Source organism: Arcobacter ellisii, assembly GCF_003544915.1.
GTDB lineage: Bacteria > Campylobacterota > Campylobacteria > Campylobacterales > Arcobacteraceae > Aliarcobacter > Aliarcobacter ellisii.
In genome coordinates, this window is sequence record NZ_CP032097.1 from 830,767 (window position 1) to 853,535 (window position 22,769).

The following is a 22,769-nucleotide window of genomic DNA, read 5'->3' on the forward strand; positions in this document are numbered from 1 at the left end:
AAGAAACAAAAAAATATAATCCTTTAAATTATTATTTAAAGGATTTTTTATGAAATCTGCATTTTCTTTACTTGAGTTAATTTTCGCAATTGTGATTTTAGGAATTATTGCATCATTTGCAGTACCAAAACTTATGGACACAAAAGATAGTGCGTTGATTTCAACTATAAAAAGAGATATAAATACTTCAATAAATTCTATTCAAAGTTACTATTTACTTAATCAAAAGATAGAAAAAATAAGTGATACAATGAATATAAATGATACAAATTGGATTATAAGCGATTTGAAAATGCAAGATAGAAATAGTTGTTTATCTTTAGAAGTAAAAACATCAGATCTTGGAAATAAAACAATTGAATTAACAGTTGATGATACAAAAGAGATTACTATTTGTAAAAAATTAAGAGATGCTGGTTTGATTTCAAAAACTTATGAGTTATATTAAATTTTATTCCTTTTTTCTAACTCTTAAAAAAGAAGCAAATTTTGGTTTTCCATTTTTTGTTAAATCATAATATTTAAAAGTTATTGTTTCTCCAATTTTGGGAGGATTTAATCTCTCTTTATTTGAAAAACCTCCACCTAAATTAAAAATTATTCCATTTTTTAACTTCACAACTAAACTTTTGAATTTTTTATCTTTATTAAAATTATGTGATATAACAACAGCTTCATCATCAAAAAAAGTTTTTACTTTTAAAAGATTATCATTTCTTCCAGTTTGATACTCTAAATTTGGATTTTTTATTATAATCCCTTCAGCTTTTTTGTTTATTAGTTCTTTTAGATAATTATTTAAGTGAGTTTTATCTTTACAAATTATTTGGGGAATAATTTTTATATTGTTATTTGGATTTTTATTTAGCCAATCTTGTAGTTTTTCTAATCTTTTTGGAAAAATACCTTTTGTATTTGGAACTTCAAAAATATTATACGTAATTTGTTCCCAGTTTTTAGAAGGTTTTGAATCTAAAACTATATTTTGTATATTTTCAAAGTTATCTTTTTTTGTATATAACTCTCCATCGAGTTCAAATGGTGGAAAATCTTTTATAAACCAAGATGGAGCATAAATTTTATTTCCATTTTTACTTAAAAATTCTTTTCCATTCCAGTATGCTCTTATTCCATCTAACTTTTCACTCATATACCAATTTTCGATTTTATGCTTTTTTTCATCATATATAGTTGCTTTTTGTAAATCAAAACAAAAAAGTGAAGTAGAAAGTAAAAAAATAAGTAAAAATCTCATAAAAAAGCCTTTAAATAATTTAAAATATTATATTTACAATATTCTTAAATATTTTAAAAACATCATAAAATCATAATAATTATTTAGCTAAAATAAACCACTTTTCACAAGAAAATAGATATAAAAGGACTTGAATTGGGTGAAAATAAAATATTAGATGAAAATAGTAAAAAAGTAATATTAGATTCAATTAGAAGTATAAAAGATTTTCCAAAACATGGAATTATATTTAAAGATATTACAACTTTGTTAAATAATAAAGAGGCTTTTCAATTATTGATGAATCATTTAGAAGATAGATATAAATCATATAATTTAGATTATATAGCTGGAATTGACTCTCGTGGTTTTATCTTTGGAGCAGCACTTGCTGATAGATTAGGAGTTGGATTTGTTCCTGTACGAAAAAAAGGAAAACTTCCAAGTACAACAGTTTGTGAGAAATATGAATTAGAGTATGGTTTTGATGAAGTTGAACTACATCTTGATGCTTTTAATAATCAAAAAAATTTAAATGTTTTATTAATAGATGATATTATTGTAAGTGGTGGAACAGCGTACGCAGCTGCAAATTTAATCAAAAAACTTGATGTAAATTTAGTAGAGATGTGTTTTTTGATGAATATTCATATTTTAAACGGTGCTAAAAAATTAAGTGAAGTTGCACCTGTTTATTCTGTATTAGAAATTTAATAAAAAGAGAAAATAAATGAGTAATTATATTCCAAAACCAAGTATTTTTGATCCGGATGAAAAGGGTCAATTTGGTATTTTTGGGGGACAATATGTTCCTGAAACATTAATGCCAATTTTAAAAGAATTAGAAACACAATATAAAAAATATAGATTTGATAAAGAGTTTTGGGCAGAAGTTAATGCTTTATTAAAAGATTATGTAGGACGTGAAAATCCTTTATATTTTGCAAAAAATATAAGTGATGAAATCGGTGCAAAGATTTATTTAAAAAGAGAAGACTTAAATCATACAGGAGCTCATAAAGTAAATAATGTAATTGCTCAAGGTTTACTTGCAAAAAAAATGGGAAAAACGAAGGTGATTGCTGAAACAGGAGCAGGACAACATGGTGTTGCAACTGCTACAATTGCAGCACTTATGGGACTTGAATGTACTGTTTTTATGGGTGCAAAAGATGTTGAAAGACAAGAGTTAAATGTATTTAGAATGAAACTTTTAGGAGCAAAAGTTGTTGCTGTTGAAAGTGGAAGTAAAACTTTAAAAGATGCTATGAATGATGCAATTAGATATTGGGTTACAAACGCACGTGATACATTTTATATAATTGGAACTGTTGCAGGTCCTCATCCTTATCCTATGATGGTAAGAGATTTTCAAGCAGTTATTGGTTATGAAGCCAGAAAACAAATTTTAGAAAAAGAGGGAAAACTTCCTGATTATGTGGTTGCTTGTATTGGTGGTGGATCAAACGCTATTGGTATGTTCTCTCATTTTTTAGAGGACAAAGAAGTTAAATGTGTTGGAATTGAAGCAGGTGGATTAGGAATTGATACTGATAAACATGGCTGTTCTTTAGAAAAAGGAACACCTGGTGTTTTACATGGTCAATGTTCATATTTACTTCAAGATGAAGATGGGCAAGTTTTAGAGGCTCACTCAATTAGTGCAGGACTTGATTATCCTGGAATTGGCCCAGAACATGCTTTTCATAAAGATAATAAATCAGTAAGTTATGATTCAATTACAGACCAAGAAGCTTTAGATGCTTTTGTATGGTTGAGTAGAGCAGAGGGAATTATTCCAGCTTTTGAATCATCTCATGCAATTGCATATTTAAAGAAAGCAAAAGAAAAATTAAAAGGGAAGATAGTAATCGTAAATTTATCAGGACGTGGAGATAAAGATATGGTTCAAGCAAAAAGTTTATTAGATTTTAAATAGTAGGGAAAAATGTGAAAGAACTTTTTAGAAAAATTCAGCCTTATTCGGGAAAAATATTTGCAATAGGATTAGTTTTATTCTTTTCCTTTCTAGCGTACAATTTATATAATGCGCCAGTTGATGGTTTTGATGAAAAATTTATTTATTTACTTAAAAAATATGGATATATCATACTTTTTGCATGGGGTATGCTAGAAGGTGAAGCTGGTCTTGTAATGGCTGGATTATTATCTCATACGGGTGATATGAATTTGTATCTTGCAATATTTGTAGCAGGTCTTGGTGGTTTTGCAGGTGACCAAGTCTATTTTTATATAGGAAGATTTAATAAAGCTTATGTACATAGAAACTTCAAAAGTCAAAGAAGGAAATTTGCTTTAGCACATATTTTATTGAAAAAACATGGTTGGCCAATTATTTTTGTACAAAGATATATGTATGGAATGAGAACTGTAATCCCTATTTCAATTGGTCTTACAAGATATAGTGCTAAAATGTTTGCGTTTATAAATTTAATATCAGCTTGGTGTTGGGCTGCGATTACCATTGTACCTGTTTGGTATTTTGGGAATGAAATATTAGTTGTTTTAGAGTGGGCAAAGGAACATTGGTATTTAGCAATTCCAATTGCTGCAATATTTGGTGGAGGTATTATATACTACATCAATAAGGCTACAAAAAAAGTAGAGAAAAGGAGTTTAAATGAAGATTAATTTAGTTGAAAAAAGTGAAAAAATTAGTTCAGAAGTTGAAATAATTTTTGTTAAAGATTTAGAAAACTTAACAAATGACAAAGAAGTTTTAGAAATTCTTGATTTTAAAGCAAAAGATGAATCTTGCGTTTTATTAGCTGAATCTAAAAAAATTTATGTGGGATTTGAAGATAATTCTTATGAGTGTATAGCAATAGCAACAGCAACAGCTATTAAAAAACTTCAAACTACAAATTTCAAAAATGCAAAAATTGAATTAAATGAAGTTTTAGAAGAAAATTTTAAAGCTTTAGTTGAAGGTGCAGCTTTAGGACAATATAAATTTGTTGATTACAAATCAGAAAAAGATAAGAAAAAAATTGAATTAGATATTATAGTAGATGAAAAAACAAAAAAATTAGAATCAATTTTAAATGAATCAAAAATTATTGCAAAAGCTGTAAATAAAGCTAGAAATATGGTAAATACAGCTCCAGCTGATTTTTATCCTGAAGTTATGGCAAAAATGGCACAAGAAATTGCAAAAGATGTTGAAATAAAATGTGAAATTCATGGTGAAAGTTATTTAGAAAAACATAAAATGATGGCAATGCATAGTGTTGGAAGAGCTTCAATTCATGAGTCAAAACTAATTCATTTAACATATAAACCAAAAAATCCAAAATTTAAAATTGTTTTAGTTGGAAAAGGTTTAACTTATGATTCTGGTGGATTATCTTTAAAACCTGCTGATTTTATGGTAACTATGAAAGCTGATAAATCAGGTGGTTGTGCCGTTCTTTCAACTATGTGGGCAATTGCAAAACTTGAACTTCCATTTGAAGTTCATGGAATTGTTGGAGCTGTTGAAAATATGATAGGTGGAAATGCTTATAAACCTGATGATATTTTAACTGCAAAAAATGGAAAAACTATAGAAGTAAGAAATACAGATGCTGAAGGAAGATTAGTTTTAGCAGATTGTTTATGTTATGCCCAAGATGAGATTAAAGATATTGATTATATTTTTGATTATGCAACACTAACGGGTGCTTGTGTAGTTGGAGTTGGTGAATATACAACTGGAATTATGGGAAATAATGAAGTTTTAAAAAGAAATGCAGTTGCTAGTGCTTTAAAAGCCGGTGAATATGCTACTTCTTTAGATTTTAACAGATTTCTGAAAAAAACAATTAAATCAGAAATTGCAGATGTTTGTAATGTTGCAAATACAAGATATGGTGGAGCAATAACAGCTGGAATGTTTTTAGATAATTTTATTTATGATGAAAATAAAAACAAATGGATACATTTTGATATAGCTGGACCTGCATATGTTGAAAAAGCTTGGGGCTATAATGCCCATGGTGCAAGTGGTGCTGGTGTTAGAACTACTATAGGATTTTTAAAAGATTTATTGGAAGATTAAAATAATGGGATAAAAATCCCATTATTTAATTTCTACTTATTTGATAAACAATAGGAACAGTAATTTCCCAAGAGTTTTTATCAAGTTTTTCTGGAATAGGCTCAAAGCTAGCAATTTTTTCAAAAATTTCAAGAGCTGCATTATCTAAACTATCAAAATTTGAACTTTTATGAATTTTACAATGTTTTATTTTCCCATCTTTTAAAATAAAAAATGTAACATGAACTTTTCCAGTTTGATTTAATCTTTTTGCTGTTTTAGGGTAAATTTTATTTTTTTCAATATGAAATCTTACTTTTGATAAATATTCAGATTCTATACTTTCTATTTCACTTGCACTCATCATTGGTTTTGAAGGAAGTGCTTCAACTGGTTTTGCTTCTTGAACAGGAATAACTTCTGTTTTTTGTTCAACTTTTTCTATTGGTTTCTCAATAGGTTTTTCTACTTGTTTTTTTTCAACTATTTTTTTAGGTTTTTGAACAGGTTTTTCTACTTTTTTCTTAATAGGTTTTGGTGTTTCAACAACAGGTTCAGGAATTGGTTCTGGTTCAACTAAAGTTTGTTCAGGTTGAGATTCAACAACAGGTTCAGGTTTTAAATCTACATGTTGTAAAGATATTGTTTTAACCTCTTCAACTTTTTTTTCAGGCATGATTAAAGTATCTGCAAAAACATAAAATAGAAAAAAAGAGGCAATTAAATATATACTAATTGCCATAAAGAATGAGTTTAAATATCTGTAACTATTCATTTTTTTGTCACTATCGATACATTAGAATAATGATTCTTTTTTAACATATCAAGTACTTCTACAAAAGATTCAAATTTTGTGTTTTTATCTGTATTAATATGTATTGGAGTCTCTTTTGAAGATTCTAAAATAATTTTTTCAATATTCTCTAAAGTTTCAATTCTATCTTCAAAAAACAATTCTCCACTCTCTTGAATTACCAAAATAATCTCTTTATCTGGTTTTAATTGGTCTGCATTTGAAGCATTTGGTAAAGATATTGGAATAATTCCTCTTGTAATAAAAGTTGAAGTTAATAAAACAATTGCTAAAAGAACAAGTAAAACATCAATAAATGGAATTACATTTATTGAATCATATTTCTTCAGTTTCATATAAACTCTCCAAAACTTCTGCGTATCTTCCTAAAATATTATAAAACACCATAGAGATGATAGCTACAACAAGTCCAACAGCAGTTGCTTTTAATGCTAATGCTAAAGATTCCATAATTTTTGCTGCATCAATATCTCCACTTCCCATAGTCATAAAAGTAAGCATAATCGCTAATACAGTTCCAAGCAATCCAATATATGGTGAATTTGATGCAATTGTTCCTATAACAGTTAGATGTTTTGTTAATGCTACATCAAGTTGTTTTTTGTTTTTATATTGTTTTATATTGATTTTTTTATAAAAAATTATTCTTTCAATAAAAAACCATACAGCAATAAAACTCATAAATATTAATAGTGAAATCACCCCATAATCCACTAAATGTTTAAGAGTTTCAATGTCCATGTTTTCCATAATTTTTCCTTTCCATGTTTTCTAATGTGAATTTTATTACAATATTGATAATAATTATCTTAATTGAAATATAAATTAACTTTTTGTTAAAAAATGATTAAAAAAGCTGATATACAATTTCGATTGAAAAAAATGAAAGGAAATAAGTTGCGTAAAATAATAGTGTGTTCATTGTTTTGTAGTTTAGCCTTTGCAAATAATTTAGAAATTTTGCAAAAGGATAAAAAAGAGTTAAGGCAATTAGATAAAAAATCAATAGAATCAAATTATGAGAGTAACAAAAATGATTGGATTTCACCAATTAATCTAAGCTCAGGATTAAGTAGAAATCACTCTTTTTCTACTGAAAGTGATAAGTTCTCAAAAAGTGTTTCTATAGGTTTTACTCAAAGTATTTATCAATCAGGTGGAATTGAGTTTACTATTCAATATGCAAAAGACCAATTAAATTATGATTTATTAACTTGGGAAAATGAAAATGCTCAACTTTTAGAATCTATTTATGATACTTTATTAGAGATTAGAAAGATAAAAATTCAGATAGAGCAGGGCATTTATAAACTTGCAAGTAAAGAGATAGAACTAAATATTAAAAAGATTCAATATGAAGCAGGGAATACTGATATTGTTGAATTAAATAATGCTTTAATGAGTAAAAACACTCAAATTAAAGAGAATATCTCTTTGGAAAATTCTTTAAAAGATAAAATTTTTGAGTTATCAAAATATACAGATTTAAAATATGATGAAATTGAGATAATAGATTTTAATAATGTTTCAAAAGAGGATTATGTAAGTAAAAATATAGAGTATTTAGTAGAAGACGCAAGAGTTGAAATGTTAAATACTAACTATAAAAAAACAAAAACTAACTATCTTCCAAAAGTCTCTTTAGGATTAAATGGTTCTTATTCAAATATTGATGATTTGATAAAAAATACAAAAAATGAAGATGAAACTTCAGGAAGTGCTTCTTTAACTTTGAGTGTTCCTTTATATGATTATAATAAAACAAGTAAATTAGAAGATGCAAAATTAGAGTATTTAAAACAAAAAAGTTCGGCAAATGATTTAAAAAATGAGTTAGCTTATGAGTATGAACAAATTATAAATCAAATTGATACATATAAAAAACAAAATAAAATTATTGAAGATAATATCAAATTATATGATGATTTGATAACTGCAAATAGAGTTTCAAATGATGCTGGAATGACTTCTGCTTATGATTTAGAGGTTTTAGAAAATACAAAAAAAGTAAATGAGTATGATTTACAAATCAATGAGATAAATATCAAATTACAATTCTCAAAATTATATTTTAAAATAAAAGGCTAAGGTAGATAGATGGAAGATAAAAAGTTATTGGAAGAGTTAGAGAGTCATAGTAATAAAAAATCAAAAAAATTCTATATTTTTGTAATACTATTTTTAGTTGTAGGTGCTGTTTTAGCCTATTATTTTTTAATTTTTAATAAAACAAATAAAAGTGAAGTTGTTGAATATGTAACAAAAAATGTAACACGAGGTGATTTATCAGTAGTTGTTAGTGCAACAGGAACTTTAAATCCTACAAATAGTGTTGAAGTTGGAGTTGAAGTATCTGGAACTTTAAAAGAGATTTATGTTGATTTTAATGATGAAGTTGAAGTTGGACAAGTTTTAGCAAGACTTGATACAAGAAAATTACAATCTGAAGTTGATGGACAAACAGCAGCTTTAGCAATTGCAAAAGCAAATCAACTTGAAAGTGAAGTTGATTTAAAAAATAAAAAATTAGTTTATGATAGAACTTTAAAAATGTTTAATAGTTCAGGTGGAAAATATCCATCAAAAAATGAGTTAGACCAAGCTAAATTTGGTTATGAAGCAGCTCTATCATCTTTACAAGCTGCAAAATCTAAAGTTGAACAAGCTTCATTTACTTTAAAAACTGCAATGCAAAATTTAGATAAAGCAGAAGTTAAATCATCAATAAAAGGTATAGTTTTAGATAGAGCCGTTGAAGTTGGACAAACACTTGCAGCTTCTATGAATGCTCCAAAACTTTTTGTTATTGCAAAAGATTTAAGAAATATGGATTTAATTGTAAGTATTGATGAATCAGATGTTGCAGATATTAAAAAAGATTTACCTGTTACTTTTACAGTTGATGCTTATCCAAATAGAACTTTTAAAGGAAAAATTAAACAAGTAAGACTTAATCCAACTGATACAAATGGAGTAGTAACTTATGAAACAGTTGTTTCAGTTGATAATGAAGAGTTACTTTTAAGACCTGGAATGACTGCAACTGCAAATATTGTTACAAAACAGAGTCTTGATAAATTGATTATTCCAAATAGTGCATTAAGATTTAAACCAAAAATGCCTCAAACTGATGAGAAAAAAGGAACGATGACTTTTGTAGGACCTCCAAGACGTCCTTTAGGTGAAAATGCTCCAAAAGAGTTAGGAAAAAGAGAGTTTTCTCCTATATTTATTTTAGAAAATAATCAACCTAAACGTGTAATGGTTAAAGTTTTAGACAGTGATGGAAAATCAACAACTATTGAATCAAATGATTTAAAAGTAGATGATGTAGTAATTATTTCACAAAAGAGTGAAAATGCAAACTAATAAGACTATCATAGAGTTTAAAAATATAGTAAAAACCTATGGTTTAGGTGAAGCTAAAACTTATGCTCTAAATGGTGTTAGTTTTACAATTAAACAAGGTGAATTTATCGCTATTATGGGAGCAAGTGGAAGTGGTAAATCAACTTCTATGAATATGATAGGATGTTTAGATAAACCAAGTAGTGGTGAATATTTATTTAATGGAATAAATGTAGAAAAACTAAATAGAAATCAAATGGCAATTTTACGAAGAAACTATTTAGGTTTTGTGTTTCAAGGGTTTAATTTGCTTGGAAGAACATCTGCTTTAGAAAATGTTGAATTACCTTTGATTTATAGAAAAGTTCCTTTGGCACAAAGAAAAATATTAGCTCTAAAAGCTTTGGAAAAAGTTGGACTTGGAAGTGTAAGTCATCACACTCCAGCTGAACTTAGTGGAGGTCAGCAACAGCGTGTGGCAATTGCAAGGGCGATTGTAACAAATCCTTTGGTGTTACTTGCAGATGAACCAACGGGAAATCTTGATAGTATAAAAAGTGTTGAGATAATGAATTTATTAAAAGAGTTAAACGAAGAGTCAGGTATTACGATTATTATGGTAACGCACGAAGAAGAGATGGCTAAGTATGCAAATAGAATCATATATTTTAGAGATGGGCATATTGATGATAGTTTAAAAAAAGGATATAAATAATGTTAACTAATGCCTTATTAATAGCCTTAAAAGAGATTAGAAGAAATCTTTTAAGATCTTTTTTAACAATCCTTGGAATTGTAATTGGAGTTGCTTCTGTAATAGCAATGGTTATGATTGGAGATGGAACAACTGCAAATGTAAAACAAAGTATTTCTAAACTTGGAACAAATATGCTAACTTTAAGAGTAGGGCAAGAAAGACGAGGAGCTCCAAGAGATGATAATAGTGCAAAACCATTTACACAAGATGATATAGTTGCAATAAAAAATGATATTCAAAATATAAAAGCAGTTGCAGCTGAAAACTCAACAAAAATGAATATAGTTTATGGAAATAAAAGTACAAGTTCCTCTGTAATTGGTACTTCTAATGACTATTTTATTATTAAAGATTGGGAGTTACTTGAAGGAAGAACTTTTGAAGAGAGTGAGTTAAATAGTGGAAAATCTTCTTGTATTGTAGGAACAACAATAGTAAAACAGTTATTTGATGCAGAAAGTCCTATTGGAGCAAATATAAGACTTAAAAATATCTCTTGTAATATTATTGGAGTTTTAAAATCAAAAGGTGCAGCAGCTTTTGGTAATGACCAAGATGAGATTATTATTGTTCCTCTTAAAATGTATCAAAGTAAAATAAAAGGTAATAAAGATATATCTTCAATTTTAATTTCTATAACTGAAGGAAAATATATTGAAGGTGCAAAAACAGATATAACTTTATTGATGCAAGAAAGAAGAGCTATAAAAGTTGGTGAAGCTGATAATTTCCACATACGTGATATGGAAGATTTATTATCAACTATGACATCTACAACTAAAATGCTTACATATTTACTTGGTTCAATTGCAGCAATTTCTTTACTTGTTGGAGGAATTGGAATTATGAATATAATGTTAGTTTCTGTAACTGAAAGAACAAGAGAAATAGGAACTAGACTTGCTATTGGAGCAATGGAGAGTGAAGTTTTACTTCAATTTTTAGTTGAAGCAGTTGTTTTATCAATGTTTGGGGGAATTATAGGAATTGTTTTTGGGATGTGTATTGGTTACATAGTTGTTAATTCAATGGATTTATTGTTTATTATTAATAAGCAAATAATTATGATTTCATTTTTCTTTTCTACACTGATTGGAGTTGTTTTTGGATATTTTCCAGCTAGAAAAGCTGCAAGATTAAATCCAATTGAAGCTTTACGATATGAATAAATATTAAGTAGAAATTTTCTACTTAATATTTAACTTTTCCATTAAAAAATCAATTTTCAGATTTTTTGCTAAATTAAGAGCACTATTTCCTAAAAAATCTTCATGTTCTATATTTGCACCATTTTCTAAAAGGTACTTAATACTATTTTGTTTATTATATAAGATTGCATAAATTAAAGGAGTAGAGTTTATATCATCTGTTTCATTAATATCAATGCCACAATTTTTTAGGCATTTAATGACTTTTATGTTATCCATATAAACAGCATAATTTATAGCAGATAGATTTGTAGATACTTCTGTACTTATATTTAGTTCAAGTAGTTTTTTTATTACATCAGTTTTATTTTTACAAATTGCCCAATATAATGCATTTCTTCCTTTATAATCCCTTGCATTTATATTTAGAACCTGCAGTCTAAACATCTCTATTAACATTTCCCATTTTTCTCCATCTACAAGAGAAGAAAAGATATTTGCAACAATTTTTTCATTTAGATTTTTTTCAAGAAGATGATTATTAGACATACTAATCCTTTATAAAAATGATAATTGTTATCATAATATAAAGAATCTTAACTGAAGTTGAAAATATTAATTAAGCTGAGGTTTTTCTTCTTTTGTTTTTTTAATTTGATTATTTTTTTTTGGTTGGTAAAGCATATGGTGCCATAATGCGAAGCCACAAAATGCAACTCCTGCAACAACGTGAGTTTTTTTAGCAATAGAGTTTTTCATAAACATTGATGTTACTACTGTAGCACCTAACGTTGCTGTCATTCCAATTTTTGCAGCTTCTCTTTGAAGTTCTAAATCAAATTTCATTATTTATTTTCCTTTTTTTTCTTCTTTCCATAGTTTTTACTGTTTTGTTTACTGTTTTAACTGTTAAAACGGCTGTTAAAGCTGTTGCAAGAAATAATATTGGCACAAAAATCCTTTTGATAATAATTATCATAATTCTATCAGTATATACTTAAATAAAACTGATAACTATTATCATATAATTAGATTTTTACACCTTTTATTGAATTAAACAGTAATCCAATAGTTGTACCATTATGTAAAACTGCTGTTACAATTGGAGAAAATACCCCAAAAGTAGCACCTGCTAAAATACAAGAGTTTATTCCAACTGTCGCATTAAAGTTATTGTTTATTAAATTCATAGTTTTATTTGCATACTCTTTTGCTTCAACAACAGCAGCAATATCATCTTTCAGTAAAGATATATCAGCAGTTGCTTTTGCTATATCTGCACCTCTACTCATTGAAATTCCAACATGTGCAGAAATAAGTGCAGGAGCATCATTTATTCCATCTCCAACAAAAGCTACTTTTTTACCTTCAGCCATTAACTCTTTTACTATATTTGCTTTATCTTGAGGTAAAAGTTCAGCTCTTACTTCATCAATCCCTAATTCACTAGCAATTTTTAAAGCTTTTTCTTTTGTATCGCCAGTTAACATTATAATATTTTTAACACCTAATTTCTTTAGTTTTTTTATTGATTCTTTTGCATTACTTCTTAACTCATCACTTAAACCAATTGTTCCAAGTAATTTCCCATCGTAACCAACATATAATAGAGTTTTTCCATTTTTTAAAGAGTTTTCAATTTTCTCTTTATGTTCTCCAAAATCTATTTTTTCATCATCTTCTAAAAAATGTCTACTTCCAATAACTACAGATTTTCCATTTACTTCTGTTTTTACTCCATGAGCCACTATAAATTCAACTTCTTCATGGTGCATATGTACAAAACCTCTTTGTTTTGCAGCCTTTACAACAGCTTCAGCCACTGGATGAAAATAGTGTTCTTCAGTTGAAGCAGTTAGATTTAAAATTTCATCTTCACTCCATTTATCACTATAAGATTCAACACTTATAACTTCAAGTTCACCAGCTGTTAAAGTTCCTGTTTTATCAAAAACAAAAGTATCAGCACTATTTAAAGCCTCAATAGATTTCGCACCTTTTATCATAATTCCATTATGTCCAGCTTTTGAAATAGTTGATTTAAACGCTACAGGAGTTGCAAGTTTTAAAGCACAAGAATAATCAGCTTGTAAAATAGAAGCTACTCTTTCAAAATCTTTTGCAAATATATATGAAACTCCAGCTAAGCCTAAAGTTACAGGAACTAATTTATTTGCAAGTTTATTTGCTTTTAATTGAACTGATGATTTTTCATTTAAAGAGTTTTCTATATAGTGTTTTATTCTTTGAGTTGCTGTATTTGCTCCAACATGTTCAGCCCAAATTCTAAATCTTCCTTCTTCAACAATTGTTCCAGAAATAACTCTATCACCTCTATATTTTACAACTGGTTGTGCTTCTCCTGTCATTGAAACTTGATTTACACTACCACTTCCTTCAATAATATGTCCATCAACTGGAATTGTATTTCCAATTCCAACGACAACTATATCTCCAACTTGAATGTTTTCACTTTTTACTAAGATTTCAGTGATTTTATCATCAATCTTTTTTTCTATCCAAGCCTCTTCAACATTTGGTTTTGATAACTCTTTTAATAAATCATCACTTTTATGAACAGTCGTCTCTTCAATATATTCACCAAGTTCAAGCATAGCATTTGTTGAGTTTGCAGCCAAATAATCTTTTCTGTATATTGAAATTGCAACTGCTGCACTTTCTAATACTTTTGAAGTTAAACCTTCATTTAACAACTCTTTTGAACCTTCAACCAATAAAGGAACACAAGCAGCAGTAGTAAGAGTTGCTTTTAAAGCATTATTTGTAATAAATCTTTCTGTTACTAAGGCTGAACTAGCTCTAATTATTCCTTTTATAGAAGGTTCTTCACTACTTACACAAGATACACAAACAGCTGCAACTTCTTCTTCACAAGATTTTAATAACTCTTCAATTGTTAAATTATTTAAAATCTCTTCAATTTTTGAAGTTATATCACTTTTTAATTCAAAGATAATACTGTAAGCTTTTTTATTAATTCTTACACTTTCTATCTCTTTTATTTTTCTAAAGTAATTTTTTAAAATCTCTTCATCAATATATTTTTCTTTTAATAAGAAGAGTTTATATCTTACTCTAAAAGCAGTTTGATGTACTTTTACAAATTTGTTTTTCATTTTTACTGTTCTTGTTGTGCTTGCATTTGAGCTTTTGCGTCTTCGTATCTCTCTTTTAACTCTTCAATTCCAGCTTGAAAAAGTTCACTTCCTTTTCCAAAGGCTTTTAAAATAGTCTCTTGAGCATTTTTATTTGTAAGAAGATAAGTAACAGCAGCACCTAAAAGTGCACCTTTTACAAAATCATTATTTATAAATCCATTAGAATTAGCTACTGGCATTTGATTTTGAGTAGGAGTTTGTAATGAATTTATATTTTGATTAATATAAGGATTTTGATTAATATTTATTCCATTTTGAGTATTTTTAGGTCTACTGTTTTCAATATTAAAATCATATTGATTATTCATAATCTTCCTCCTCAACAGGGATATTTTGATTTGTTAAATATTTTTGGTCAAGTTTTTCTTCAATTACTTCAATTGCATAAATTCCCATCATTCCAATACTTGCAGCTGTTAATGCTTTGAATAATCCACCTTCTTGACCTAAATAATTTGCAGTTGCAATTGCACTTCCTGTAGCAATTGCTCCTTGAGAAGTTCTTTTAATAGTATCTTTAATTGCCTCTTTTTTTGTTATTTGTCTTGATTGTGCTTTTTTATAATTAATTGCTCCACTAATAACAGCACTAGCAACAGCTCCACTAATAACATGACCTAAAACATTTCTTGGTGTTCCGGTATTGATAGTAATATCTTTCATTCTTCTTCCTTAGCTTTTTCTTTTTTCTTCTCTTCTATGCACTCTTTTGTAGCACAAATAGTCTCTTTTATTTCATTTACATTTTCTTTTGTTTTTTCAAATAGTTTTGAAGTTTTTTCTTTTAGTTTGTCTTTATTACTAAAAGCAATAACAGCACCAGCACCTACAGCCAATCCTAATATAAATGGTAAAGCCATTTTTTACTCCTCTTCTTCAATATTTTTTTTTGAAATATAGTTATTTAAAAGTGCAATAATAGCACCACCTAAAACAGCACCACTAACCATAGATAGATTTAATTTTGAAAAGATTTTAGATATTGAACTTTCATCAATATTTCCAGACATAATATCATCTAAAATAACTTGATATTCTCCAAGTTTTTCCATAATATTTTCTTGATTTATATTTGTATTATTTCCATTTGAATAGTGATTTATTACACAATTTCTAAATGCAGGTAGATGATTATTATATGAAGCAGCTTGTAGTTTGAAAAGAGTATCTTTTATATCATCTTCAACTGCATAACCTAATAAATTGTTATACATAGCAATATTTGCTATTTCTCCTGCAACTCCCATTTCACAACACTCAATTAAAGTGTTTGGAATTTCAATTCTTGAAGCCCAATTATTTATTGGAACTTCAATATTATATTTTTGCATTAGTTGAATAAGTGTAGCATAGTGAATAGCTTCTGCCTCTTTAATATTTACAAAAGGTTGAACTAAACCAAATTTTTCAATTATTTTTGTATATGTTTCATAAGCTTTGAACTCATCATATACAGCAATTCTTAAAATCTGAGTTTGAACAGGAATGTCACTATTTATATCAACTCTTGCTTTTATTAATAAGGATTCATCAATATTTTCTTCCATTAAATTACCTCCTTTGCAAGTTTGTTTATGAGTATTGATAACTCTTCTAAATTTTCATTTTTAACTAAATCTTCCCAAAGTTTTGGTTTAAAAATATTTGGGTCGTAAGTAATTGTAACAGATGCAATAATTTTATTTATTTTAATATTTATTATTCCATCTATTTTTTTTGGTAAATCTTCTATATCACTTAAAGAGATATTTCCAGCATTTTGTGTAATTTTTGGATTAACTCTTACTCTTAGCCTTCCAGGAGTATGTGCAATAATAGAAAAATAACTAGCAATTTTTATAATATCATCTGTACTTATCAAAAATAATCCTTTCTTAGATGTATTTTTTCTTTTTAAATATTAAAGTAAACTTATTATAAACTAATAATTATTATCAAAAGATTATTGACATCTTTCACATAAGCCATAAATTGTCATTACATGTTCTTTTAAAATAAAATTGTTTTTACTTGCAATTTTAATTTGATTTAATTCAATTAAATCATCAGTAAACTCAATAATTGTGCCACAAGAAGTACAAATAAGGTGGTCATGATGATCTGAAAGATTAAGTTCATATCTTAAAATCCCATCTCCAATATCTAACTGATTTACAAGTTTCATATCATGAAAAAATTTCATAGCTCTATAAACTGTTGCAATACCGATAGATACATTATAAATTGTTTTTATCTCATTTGATATATCTTCAGCTGTTAGATGTTTTTTTGAAAAGTATAAAACTTTTAAAATATAATCTTTTTGTATTGAATTTTTTAAACCAATTTTTGAAACTTGTTTTTTAAAATTTTTTAAAAATATATTAAATGCTACTTCTTGATTATTTTCCATTAGTTTATACCTTTTATTAAGATAAATATTACACTAAAACCAAGAGTTAGTCCATATAATTTCCATAAATTTTTATGAATTTTTACATTTGTTTTGTACAAAGATGAATTTGAGATTTTTTCATTATTAACATCCATAAAGTTTTTCATATTAAACTCCTTTTATTAAATGAAACTTTAACATTAAATTTCTTAAAAGAATATTGATTGTAATTATCATTTTAAATGAAAATTAAGTATTTCATAAATATAATCAAAAAAAATAAAAAGGATTTTTATGTTAAATGTTACTCTTTTAACATCAGTTGCAAAAAGTGCCTTAGTTGGGGCAGTTGCGACAAAATTGGTTGATACATTAGTCTCTTCAAAAATAAATAATAAAATTGAACAAAATAAATGGCTTAGAGATACAAAATTGGATTTATATTCTAAATTAACAGAAGAGATTATGTTAATTGATGATGAAAATTTTCAAACACAAATTAGAGAAATAAAAAGAATTTCAGCAAAAATCATACTTTTGGTAAATGATAGAAAATTAGAAGAGAAAATTGAAGATTATATAAATAGATTAAACAGATTTTCTCAAAATGAAAAAATTGAGAGAAATGCCTTATCTTTAGTAAATAAAGATATGATTTCTTATTTACAAAAAAATATTCGATTATAGAGGAAACTTTATAATTGAATATTTTCTTTCACTTTTATACTAAAGATTGACTAAAATCATTTTAAACTGATAAATTCTTAGATACACTTTTTTATTAATCATAAAAGGATTTTGATGTTTGGTTTTATTTTTGGTAAAAAAGAGAAAAAATTCAAAAGAGAAAAAACTTTTGTTTGTAAACATTGTAAATACACATGTGAGGGTTGTAATACCAGATTTTGTTATGCCTGTCATGCAAATCCTGGTAATCCTTGCCCTAGATGTGGTAAAACAAATTTACAAGAAAAAGAGATTAAATAGAAATTCTTTTTTAGTTTTAGATTATTATTGAAAAAGAAACACCATATTTATCATTTACAACATTTATTTTACCTCTAAAATGGCTTTCAATAATCATTTTTGACATATAAAGTCCTATTCCATTTCCTTTTTGTTTAGTTGTAAAATATGGTTCAAATATCATATTAATAAATTTATCTTCTATTCCTCCTGCATTATCTGAAATAGTAGTTTTTGAAATATTATTTTTTGTATCAATTGCAATTTTTATTTTAGGTTTTTTTATATTTCTTGAAATAATTGCATCTTTTGAGTTTGTTAAAAGATTTAATATAACTTGGGAATACTCATTTTCATAAGCATAGATTTGTTTATCTTTTATTACATTAAAATCAAATTCTATTTCATGACTTTCAAAAATAGGTTCCATTATATCAAGAGCCTTTTTTACAGCATTACTAATATAAAAAAGCTCTTTTTCTTTATTTAATTTATAAAAATCCATAAAATTATCAATCGTTTTTGACATAAAATCTAATTGTGAATTTGATTCCTCAATTTTTTCATTTAGATATTTTTTATTTATTGGGTTATCTTCAAATGCAAGTTGCAAATTCATATTTATAAAACCAAGATGAGTTAATGGTTGTCTCCATTGATGGGCAATATTATTAATCATCTCTCCCATGGAAGCTAGTTTACTTTTATGAATTAAAAGTTTTTCTTTTTCATTTTTTTCTTTTACTAAAATCTTTAACATATATCCTAATGCAAAACTAAAAATTAAAGATTCTAAAGGAGCTCCTATATGAATTATATAAATATTACTAATAGGAAATATTCTATTTTCAGCAATATAAATAAATATAGATACAACTAACCAACCAAAAGTATAAATAATTGCATATTTATCACCTTTTAAAATAGCTATAAATCCAGCAATAGTTGGAATTAGAAAACCTATATAAAAAGGTAAATACTCATAAAGAATCGAGTATTTATAAATACATATAGCTACTAAATCAAAGATATTTAATAGAATAAAAAAGTTAAAAAAATTATGAACTTTTGGTATTTTTTCTTTTGTATTTAAAATAGTTTGTGTAAATAAAAGTGTAAATAAAAAACTAAGAGTTTCACAAAAATCAACTATTGCTTGGGGAATTGAGTCAGGATATGGTTTATAACTAAAATATACAAAACCAATCAAAGATAATAAAACAAAAAATTGCATTAAGGAGTAATATAAAAAACATCTCATTTTTGTTGAAAAATAGATAATGATATAGTATAAAAAAGCACAAAATATTATTCCATAAGAGATACCATATAAAATACCTTCAAATTTTAATAAATAGGTATATTCAAAATTTGTAATTGTATTCCATCTAAATTCAGCTCGTTTTGGTTTTTCATATTTATAGTGAAAAAATAGTTCATTTTTTTGATTAGAATCTAGTTTTATTACCATTGTATTATTTATTATTTCATAATTTGCATTTGTATAAATTAATGAATTTTTATCAGAAACAATTGTCAAATAATTTATTCTATTTTTTAGTTTTTCTAAATCAATTTTAAATTTGATTGTAAACTCTTTTATCTTTTTTGTTTTATATTCTGTAAAAGAGGCTTCTTTAAAATTTATATTATCTTCAGATATATAATCTTTGATAAAATAGTGTGCTTGTAGGTTTGATATAAATAGGATTAAAAGTAATAAATATTTCATTTTGAAATTATACTTAATTAATATTAATAATAGTTATCATAATTTAGAAAATATTTTGTATAATATGAAATGAGTAGAAATGAATTTAAAAATATAAAGATTTTATTTGTTGAAGATGAAGATAATATTAGAATTAATGCAACTTCATATTTAAAAAGATTGTTTGATGAGGTTTATGAAGCAAAAGATGTAAATGAAGCATTTGAGATTATTGAAGTTAAAAAACCTCATATTATTATAACTGATATAAATTTGCCTAAAACAAATGGTTTAGAGATGGTGAAAAAGATTAGGCAAAAAAATTTAGATACAAAAATTATAGTATTAAGTGCATATACAAAAACTGATTATTTGTTAGAAGCTGTTGAGTTGGGACTTGAAAAATATTTAGTCAAACCAATTCGACATGAAACAATATTTCCAATATTAAATCAATGTGTAAATAAAATAAGAAACAATAACAAAAATCTAAAATATTTTTCAAAAGATTCTTATTTTAATCTTTTGAGTAAATCCTTATTTGTAAATAATGAACAAGTGAAACTAACAAATAAAGAGACAGATTTTTTGACTTTACTTTGTGAAAATAACAACAATTTAGTAACTTATGAAACAATTCAAGCAGTTGTTTGGAATGAATCTTTTATGAGTGAAGATGCAATTCGTTCAGTTGCAAGAAAATTAAGAAGTAAACTTCCAAAGAATTCTTTAGAAAATTTCTCAAAAGTTGGATATAAAATAATTACAATTTTTTAAAAAATTAATAATTATTTTTATCTAACAAAAAAAATAAAAATATCTTTATAAAATCATAAAATAAAAAACTAAATTTACCATAAAATAGTAATTTAAAATCAATTATATTAAAAAAATGTCCTAAAAATGTCTTTGTTAAAAAATTATTTTTATAGGCAAAAATTACTTTTCTACTAAGGAATAATTAAGAAAACAATTGATTTAATTCCATAATTAATTGAGAGTAATTATCATAATTATAATGAAAAAAGGAAACATATGAAAAATATTGAAAGAAAAATAATTCCATTATCACTTTGTTTGTCATTAGCATTATCTGCAAATGCAAAAGCAGAAGAAAAAACTATTCTGGAAGAGATTAAAGTATCTGAAGAGCTTGGATATTATATTAGTGAAGGTACAACAGAAGGGGTAGATTCATATACAACAAAAAGTATGGGAACAGCAACAAAATTAAATTTATCTGTTAAAGATACCCCACAATCTGTAAAAGTATTGACGAACCAATATTTAAAAGATACAAATATAAGTTCTTATCAAGATGTACTTGAAAAAATACCTGGAGTTACTTTAAATAGATGGGATGAAAGAGTTAATGCAAGTGCAAGAGGATTTGATATTGACTATTACAAAATTGATGGAATGCCCACTTATTCAACTTATAATGAAAGAGATTTTGATTTATCTGTATATGATAGAGTTGAATTAGTAAAAGGAGCAAATGGATTAACAACTGGTTATGGTAATCCTTCAATGAGTATTAATCTTGTTAGAAAAAGAGCAAATAGTAAAGAATTAACAGGAGATATTTCAGCAACTGCTGGTTCTTGGGACTCTTATGGAATAGCAGCAGATGTGGGTTCTGCTTTAAATGAAAGTGGAAGTGTAAGAGGAAGAGTTGTTTTAAAACATGAAGAACAAGATTCATATATGGATAATTATAAAAGAGAAAATAATTTATTTTATGGAGTAATAGATTCAGATTTAAGTGATACTACTTATTTATCAACGGGAGTTTCATATCAAAATTTAGATAGAGATGGTGTTAGATGGGGTGGTTTACCTGCTTTTTATAGTGATGGAACAAGAACTGATTTTAGTAGGTCAAAAACTGTAAGTGATGATTGGACTTATTGGAATAGTGAAATAAAATCTGTATTTGCTGATTTAAAACAATATTTACCAAAAGATATGACTTTAAATTTATCTTATGCTTATGATGAAATAAATACTGATACAGCTTTATTATATTTTTCTGGTAAAGTTAATAAAGTAGATGGTAGTGGGTTACAATATATGGATTGGGAAGCTCAAACTCAGAATAAACAACATAATATTGATTTATCTATGAACATACCTTATAAACTTGCTAAAAAAGAACATGAATTAGTGATTGGAACTTCTTATAATTTAGATAAAACAACAAAATATGAAGGAAGATATCCAAATGGATATTACTCTACACTAAACAATTTTTATGATTATAATTTAACACTTCCAAGTGCTTCAAGTTCTGATGCACCTTATATTTTACAGCCAGAACAAATTGAACAAAAAGCAATTTATTTAGCAAATAATATTTTATTGATGGATGATTTAAAATTTATTGTAGGAGCAAGAGTTAGTAACTGGGAATATACAAGTAAAAATTCAACAAAACAGAGTAGAAAATTTGATAATGAATTAACACCTTATGTTGGATTAGTTTATGATTTAGACAAAAATCATTCAATCTATACAAGTTATACAAGTATTTTTAAACCACAAGATAAAAAAACAGTTAGTGGGGAGTATTTAGACCCAATTGAAGGGAATAATTATGAAATAGGAATTAAAGGAGAATATTTTGATAATAGATTAAATACATCTTTAGCACTATTTAGAATAGAACAAGATAATGTAGCAGAAGATGATCCTTCTGGAACTTTTGTTCCTGGAACAACAACAGTAGCAAGTGTATCAGCTGATGGAGTAACAAGTAAAGGATTTGAATTTGATATAGCAGGACAAATAACTGATAACTTCAGTATGGATTTTGGATTAGCAAATTTTGAAGCTGAAGATGCAAATGGAGAAAAGTTTAATACAAAGGCTTCAAGAACAACAGCCAATATTTTTGCGAAATATAAAGTAAATGAATATAGAGCAGGTCTTGGATTAAATTATAAAAGTAAAATTTATACTGGAACAGGTTTATCTGAAATTACACAAGACGCTTATATAACTACTGATTTAATGTTAGGTTATGAATTATCAAAAAATACAGATTTACAATTAAATATAAATAATATTTTTGATAAAGAGTATTACACTGGAATTGGAGCAAATTCAATGGTTTATGGTGATCCAAGAAATACAACACTTACAATGAGATATAAATTCTAAAAAAGAGACTTTTAAAGTCTCTTTTTTATTTTAGGAG

Annotated in this window: 28 protein-coding genes; 13 read left to right on the forward strand and 15 right to left on the reverse strand. The window is 26.4% G+C overall.

Annotated features, from left to right (window positions below; all coding sequences use genetic code 11):
- Positions 1 to 49 precede the first annotated feature (49 nt).
- Positions 50 to 448 carry a type II secretion system protein gene (locus AELL_RS04195; RefSeq protein ID WP_118916747.1) on the forward strand — a complete coding sequence of 133 codons (399 nt, stop codon included), beginning with the start codon at positions 50 to 52 and terminating at the stop codon, positions 446 to 448.
- Positions 449 to 451: 3 nt separating this feature from the next.
- Here AELL_RS04195 and AELL_RS04200 read toward each other — a convergent pair whose 3' ends face one another.
- Positions 452 to 1,255: a DNA ligase gene (locus AELL_RS04200; protein WP_118916748.1), complete on the reverse strand. Its 804-nt coding sequence runs from the start codon at positions 1,253 to 1,255 to the stop codon at positions 452 to 454.
- A 135-nt stretch (positions 1,256 to 1,390) separates the two neighbouring features.
- Here AELL_RS04200 and AELL_RS04205 point away from each other — a divergent pair, with 135 nt between their 5' ends.
- From AELL_RS04205 to AELL_RS04220, 4 genes are read left to right on the forward strand one after another with little or no spacing between them, the layout of a single operon-like run.
- A complete protein-coding gene (locus tag AELL_RS04205) occupies positions 1,391 to 1,948 on the forward strand; it encodes an adenine phosphoribosyltransferase (protein ID WP_118916749.1) in 558 nt (185 codons plus the stop codon).
- A 16-nt stretch (positions 1,949 to 1,964) separates the two neighbouring features.
- The gene (gene trpB, locus AELL_RS04210; protein ID WP_118916750.1) at positions 1,965 to 3,173 is read left to right on the forward strand and encodes a tryptophan synthase subunit beta; all 1,209 of its coding nucleotides are present in this window, start codon (positions 1,965 to 1,967) and stop codon (positions 3,171 to 3,173) included.
- Positions 3,174 to 3,184: 11 nt separating this feature from the next.
- Positions 3,185 to 3,886, forward strand: a complete 702-nt coding sequence (locus AELL_RS04215; protein ID WP_118916751.1) for a DedA family protein — start codon at positions 3,185 to 3,187, stop codon at positions 3,884 to 3,886.
- Complete coding sequence (locus tag AELL_RS04220; protein WP_118916752.1) at positions 3,876 to 5,294, forward strand: leucyl aminopeptidase; 1,419 nt, start codon at positions 3,876 to 3,878, stop codon at positions 5,292 to 5,294. The genes AELL_RS04215 and AELL_RS04220 overlap by 11 nt, the downstream gene beginning before the upstream one ends.
- Before the next feature lie 25 nt (positions 5,295 to 5,319).
- Here the strand turns inward: AELL_RS04220 and AELL_RS04225 are convergent, their stop codons facing one another.
- From AELL_RS04225 to exbB, 3 genes are read right to left on the reverse strand one after another with little or no spacing between them, the layout of a single operon-like run.
- Complete coding sequence (locus AELL_RS04225; protein WP_118916753.1) at positions 5,320 to 6,048, reverse strand: energy transducer TonB; 729 nt, start codon at positions 6,046 to 6,048, stop codon at positions 5,320 to 5,322.
- Positions 6,045 to 6,422 carry a TonB system transport protein ExbD gene (gene exbD, locus AELL_RS04230; protein ID WP_118916754.1) on the reverse strand — a complete coding sequence of 126 codons (378 nt, stop codon included), beginning with the start codon at positions 6,420 to 6,422 and terminating at the stop codon, positions 6,045 to 6,047. The genes AELL_RS04225 and exbD overlap by 4 nt, the downstream gene beginning before the upstream one ends.
- Positions 6,403 to 6,837: a TonB-system energizer ExbB gene (gene exbB, locus AELL_RS04235; RefSeq protein ID WP_118916755.1), complete on the reverse strand. Its 435-nt coding sequence runs from the start codon at positions 6,835 to 6,837 to the stop codon at positions 6,403 to 6,405. The genes exbD and exbB overlap by 20 nt, the downstream gene beginning before the upstream one ends.
- A 147-nt stretch (positions 6,838 to 6,984) precedes the next feature.
- On the opposite strand from exbB, the gene AELL_RS04240 reads away from it, so the two are divergent.
- From AELL_RS04240 to AELL_RS04255, 4 genes are read left to right on the forward strand one after another with little or no spacing between them, the layout of a single operon-like run.
- On the forward strand, positions 6,985 to 8,175 hold the full coding sequence (locus AELL_RS04240; protein ID WP_118916756.1) for a TolC family protein: 1,191 nt from the start codon (positions 6,985 to 6,987) through the stop codon (positions 8,173 to 8,175).
- Between the two features lie 9 nt (positions 8,176 to 8,184).
- Positions 8,185 to 9,456 (forward strand): efflux RND transporter periplasmic adaptor subunit, encoded by a 1,272-nt coding sequence (locus AELL_RS04245; protein ID WP_118916757.1) that lies wholly within the window; start codon positions 8,185 to 8,187, stop codon positions 9,454 to 9,456.
- On the forward strand, positions 9,446 to 10,150 hold the full coding sequence (locus AELL_RS04250; protein ID WP_118916758.1) for an ABC transporter ATP-binding protein: 705 nt from the start codon (positions 9,446 to 9,448) through the stop codon (positions 10,148 to 10,150). The genes AELL_RS04245 and AELL_RS04250 overlap by 11 nt, the downstream gene beginning before the upstream one ends.
- A complete protein-coding gene (locus AELL_RS04255; RefSeq protein ID WP_118916759.1) occupies positions 10,150 to 11,361 on the forward strand; it encodes an ABC transporter permease in 1,212 nt (403 codons plus the stop codon). Before AELL_RS04250 ends, AELL_RS04255 begins: the two co-directional genes overlap by 1 nt.
- A gap of 18 nt (positions 11,362 to 11,379) precedes the next feature.
- On the opposite strand, the gene AELL_RS04260 is transcribed toward AELL_RS04255, so the two are convergent.
- The 10 genes from AELL_RS04260 to AELL_RS14230 form a co-directional block, all read right to left on the reverse strand.
- Positions 11,380 to 11,889, reverse strand: coding sequence for an ankyrin repeat domain-containing protein (locus tag AELL_RS04260; RefSeq protein ID WP_118916760.1), 510 nt, complete (start codon positions 11,887 to 11,889; stop codon positions 11,380 to 11,382).
- Between the two features lie 66 nt (positions 11,890 to 11,955).
- A complete protein-coding gene (locus tag AELL_RS04265) occupies positions 11,956 to 12,186 on the reverse strand; it encodes a hypothetical protein (protein ID WP_118916761.1) in 231 nt (76 codons plus the stop codon).
- 182 nt (positions 12,187 to 12,368) lie between these two features.
- Entirely contained in the window at positions 12,369 to 14,477 is a 2,109-nt protein-coding gene (locus AELL_RS04270; RefSeq protein WP_118916762.1) for a heavy metal translocating P-type ATPase, read from the reverse strand.
- A 2-nt stretch (positions 14,478 to 14,479) separates the two neighbouring features.
- A complete protein-coding gene (locus AELL_RS04275) occupies positions 14,480 to 14,827 on the reverse strand; it encodes a YtxH domain-containing protein (protein ID WP_118916763.1) in 348 nt (115 codons plus the stop codon).
- Positions 14,820 to 15,182, reverse strand: coding sequence for a magnetosome protein MamC family protein (locus AELL_RS04280; protein ID WP_118916764.1), 363 nt, complete (start codon positions 15,180 to 15,182; stop codon positions 14,820 to 14,822). The genes AELL_RS04275 and AELL_RS04280 overlap by 8 nt, the downstream gene beginning before the upstream one ends.
- Positions 15,179 to 15,379 carry a hypothetical protein gene (locus AELL_RS04285; protein ID WP_118916765.1) on the reverse strand — a complete coding sequence of 67 codons (201 nt, stop codon included), beginning with the start codon at positions 15,377 to 15,379 and terminating at the stop codon, positions 15,179 to 15,181. The genes AELL_RS04280 and AELL_RS04285 overlap by 4 nt, the downstream gene beginning before the upstream one ends.
- 3 nt (positions 15,380 to 15,382) lie before the next feature.
- Positions 15,383 to 16,066 carry a ferritin-like domain-containing protein gene (locus AELL_RS04290; protein WP_118916766.1) on the reverse strand — a complete coding sequence of 228 codons (684 nt, stop codon included), beginning with the start codon at positions 16,064 to 16,066 and terminating at the stop codon, positions 15,383 to 15,385.
- Positions 16,066 to 16,380, reverse strand: a complete 315-nt coding sequence (locus AELL_RS04295; RefSeq protein WP_118916767.1) for a hypothetical protein — start codon at positions 16,378 to 16,380, stop codon at positions 16,066 to 16,068. Before AELL_RS04295 ends, AELL_RS04290 begins: the two co-directional genes overlap by 1 nt.
- Positions 16,381 to 16,461: 81 nt before the next feature.
- A complete protein-coding gene (locus AELL_RS04300) occupies positions 16,462 to 16,911 on the reverse strand; it encodes a Fur family transcriptional regulator (RefSeq protein ID WP_118916768.1) in 450 nt (149 codons plus the stop codon).
- Entirely contained in the window at positions 16,911 to 17,060 is a 150-nt protein-coding gene (locus AELL_RS14230; protein WP_164967266.1) for a hypothetical protein, read from the reverse strand. The genes AELL_RS04300 and AELL_RS14230 overlap by 1 nt, the downstream gene beginning before the upstream one ends.
- A 127-nt stretch (positions 17,061 to 17,187) precedes the next feature.
- Between AELL_RS14230 and AELL_RS04305 the strand changes: the two genes are divergently transcribed.
- On the forward strand, positions 17,188 to 17,580 hold the full coding sequence (locus tag AELL_RS04305; RefSeq protein ID WP_118916769.1) for a hypothetical protein: 393 nt from the start codon (positions 17,188 to 17,190) through the stop codon (positions 17,578 to 17,580).
- Between the two features lie 114 nt (positions 17,581 to 17,694).
- Entirely contained in the window at positions 17,695 to 17,880 is a 186-nt protein-coding gene (locus AELL_RS04310) for a hypothetical protein (protein ID WP_118916770.1), read from the forward strand.
- 16 nt (positions 17,881 to 17,896) lie between these two features.
- On the opposite strand, the gene AELL_RS04315 is transcribed toward AELL_RS04310, so the two are convergent.
- Complete coding sequence (locus AELL_RS04315; protein WP_118916771.1) at positions 17,897 to 19,591, reverse strand: 7TM diverse intracellular signaling domain-containing protein; 1,695 nt, start codon at positions 19,589 to 19,591, stop codon at positions 17,897 to 17,899.
- Positions 19,592 to 19,660: 69 nt separating this feature from the next.
- Between AELL_RS04315 and AELL_RS04320 the strand changes: the two genes are divergently transcribed.
- On the forward strand, positions 19,661 to 20,347 hold the full coding sequence (locus AELL_RS04320) for a response regulator transcription factor (protein ID WP_118916772.1): 687 nt from the start codon (positions 19,661 to 19,663) through the stop codon (positions 20,345 to 20,347).
- A 258-nt stretch (positions 20,348 to 20,605) separates the two neighbouring features.
- Positions 20,606 to 22,732, forward strand: a complete 2,127-nt coding sequence (locus AELL_RS04325) for a TonB-dependent siderophore receptor (protein WP_118916773.1) — start codon at positions 20,606 to 20,608, stop codon at positions 22,730 to 22,732.
- The last annotated feature ends 37 nt before the right edge of the window (positions 22,733 to 22,769 follow it).